Here is a 2,860-nt window from a genome sequence, read left to right as displayed (position 1 = left end):
TGAAGCGATTCAGTCTACATTTTTTATTCTCACGTTCATGTAACTTTCCCAACCCAAATTAGACTAAATTAAATAAATCCATCAGGAATAGCCATGCACGGATATTTAATGTTCGCTTTAGCACTTTCACCCTTGCTGCTTATGGTATTTTTAATATTGAAATTAAAAATGCCAATTCATTATTCAGTATTGATTACGCTGGCCTTCACTACCGCACTGTCGGCGATATTCTGGGATATGCCGTTACAGAATCTGAAAGCCTCCATTAGCTATGGTGCACTCAAGGGATTATGGCCAATTGTGATTGTGATCCTCGGTGCGATATTCAGTTATAACGTGATGCAGGCAACCAAAGCGCTGGATATTCTGCGCGATATTCTTGCCAGTATTAGCGAAGATAAACGTATCCAGGTACTGCTTATTTCGTGGTGTTTTGGCGGATTCCTTGAAGCCGCCGCCGGCTACGGCACCGCGGTCGCCATTCCTATCGGCATCTTGATCGCACTGGGATTCAATCCGCTCAAAGCGGCCATCGCCTCGCTCGTCGCCAACACCGTGCCGACGGCGTTTGGCGCGGTGGGTATTCCGGTTTCAATTCTTGCCGAACAGGTTAACCTGCCGGTTTTCACCCTCGGCGGAACCATCATTATGCAGCTGGCGCTGTTTAATATTCTGCTGCCGTTTGTGATTATTTGTATTATTGGCGGTGGCCTGAAGGCGATTCGCGGCGTGTTCTTGATCACGCTAATTTGCGGTATTACCACGCTGGTGCCGCAGTATTTTGTCGCCATCCACCTTGGCGCAGAACTCCCTGCGTTTGCCGGCAGCCTGGTCAGCCTGTTTGCCGTCGCTATTCTTGGTCGACTGCGCAACGGAAAAACCGCCCCCGAGTGGCGCATTGAAACCAGTCATACCCGTGAAACCACGCCGCGCTCGGCGAAGGTGCTGTTCAGGGTCGGATCCATTTACCTGTTTATTTTTATCTTTATTCTGCTGTGCTCGCCGCTGTTCCCGGCAGTAAAAGCGGCAGCGTCACAGCTGGCTTCGGTGCTGCATTTCACCCTCGCCAACGGTAAAACGCTGGCGCTGAAAATTGAGTGGGTCACCACACCGGGGATGCTGATCATCTTTGCGACCCTGATCGGCGGTTTTATCCAGGGGGCTTCGGCGCGCGGGATGCTGGAAGTGTTTGTCAAAACCATTTTCCAGCTGAAAAACTCGATCGTCGCCATTATGGCGATTGTCGCGCTGGCCACGGTGATGGATCTCAGCGGTATTATCGCCACACTGGCTCAGTCGATTGTTGACCTGACCGGCGGCTCGTATGTCTTTCTCGCCCCGGTCATTGGCGCGCTGGGTACGTTTGTCACCGGCAGCGACACCAACTCGAATATTCTGTTTGGTAAACTGCAAACCATTGCTGCCAGCAAGCTGAATATTGACCCTAACTGGCTGGCGGCGGCCAACACCTCCGGCGCGACGGGCGGGAAAATGATCTCCCCACAGAGCATCGCTATTGCAGTTTCCGCCACCAAAATGGAAGGCCAGGCGAACCAGATTATGTCAGGCACCATGAAATACTGCTGCGCCTACATCGTGATCCTCGGCTTAAAGGTCGGCCTCTTTTACTACTGGTTTATGGCGTAACACATTGTCAACCCCACTCATTTTCTGGCAAGCGGGTTTGACAAGACAGTGAACAAAAAGGTTTACAGCGCCCCGCTCAGGAGAACGTCGCAGCTGGCTTTACGATTTGTCGGCGCTGACTAAAATAGCGCCGATATTTCAAAGAGAGGACGGTTGTTATGTTGTTCTGGAAAAAGATGGTGAAGAAGTTCGACGCCTTTTCTGCGTTGATCCCACCACGCTACTTCCGCGTGTAATGCCTGGCACTTATGCCTGATGGCGCTTCGCTTATCAGGTCTACGTTTCACGCTCATTTGTAGGCCGGATAAGGCGCAAGCGCCGCATCCGGCTGCTACACCCCCTTTCTCTTACGCATCCCGCACGTTCTTAACACCACCACCCGTAAGCGCAACCACGCAAAGCGATAAACCAGCGGGTGCTGAAACCGTAGCAATGTCAAAAACATAGCGCCCCCTGTTAACAGAACGTGGGCAGCAGCCCGAACACGTCCAGCACCACCGTCAGATAGACAACCGCCCCGCAGACGATCACCAGGTTAAGCACCGTGTTATTGCAGGGTGCGGTATAGCTGGCCGTAGGGAAACGCTTACGTGCGGCCTTTACCAGAAACGGTGGCAGGATCACGCTCCAGATAGTAAAAGCCAGACCGGCATAGCCAATCGCGTGAACAAAACCATTCGGGAAGAAGAAGCACACGGCGGCCGGTGGGAAGTAGGTCACCAGCGCGGTTTTCAGGCGGCCGACGCCGTTATCCGGAAAGTGAAACAGGTCAGCGATATAGTCAAACAGACCGAGGGTCGCCGCCAGCAGGGAACTGGCTACCGCAAAATTGCCGAAGAAGGTCAGGATCAGATCCATATAGCGGCTGGTGAACAGCCCGCTGATGGCCTCGACAAACACGTCGATATTGCCACCTTTGGCGATAATCGGCGGGAATTCCGAACGACTAATGTTGCCCATCGTCACGCCCAGCCAGAAGACATACAGCAGCAGGGCAAACAGCGTGCCGATGATTATCGAGCGCGTAATATGCGGGATCCCGTGCTTACCGTATAGTTTGACCAGGCTCGGCACGTTGCCATGAAAACCAAATGAGATAATACAGAACGGCAGCGTCATCAGGATATACGGCAGGTACTGCGACCCTGGGATCGCCACCGCTACGCTGTCGACCAGTTTCGCCACTTCAATATGGCCGACCAACCCGGAGAAC

At 52.8% G+C, this 2,860-nt stretch carries 2 protein-coding genes; one reads left to right on the top strand and one right to left on the bottom strand.

Features of this window, described 5'->3' with window-relative positions:
- The first annotated feature begins 93 nt into the window (after positions 1-93).
- On the top strand, positions 94-1,647 hold the full coding sequence (locus IMQ48_RS17635) for an L-lactate permease (RefSeq protein ID WP_196210048.1): 1,554 nt from the start codon (positions 94-96) through the stop codon (positions 1,645-1,647).
- A gap of 456 nt (positions 1,648-2,103) precedes the next feature.
- Here the strand turns inward: IMQ48_RS17635 and IMQ48_RS17630 are convergent.
- The coding region (locus IMQ48_RS17630) for an aromatic amino acid transport family protein (protein WP_304520503.1) at positions 2,104-2,860 on the bottom strand (757 nt) is incomplete at its 5' end.

This window comes from Citrobacter sp. Res13-Sevr-PEB04-36 (assembly GCF_015672735.1).
GTDB lineage: Bacteria > Pseudomonadota > Gammaproteobacteria > Enterobacterales > Enterobacteriaceae > Citrobacter.
Note: the sequence above shows the minus strand (reverse complement) of the source record. Positions and strands in the feature narration are given on the sequence as shown.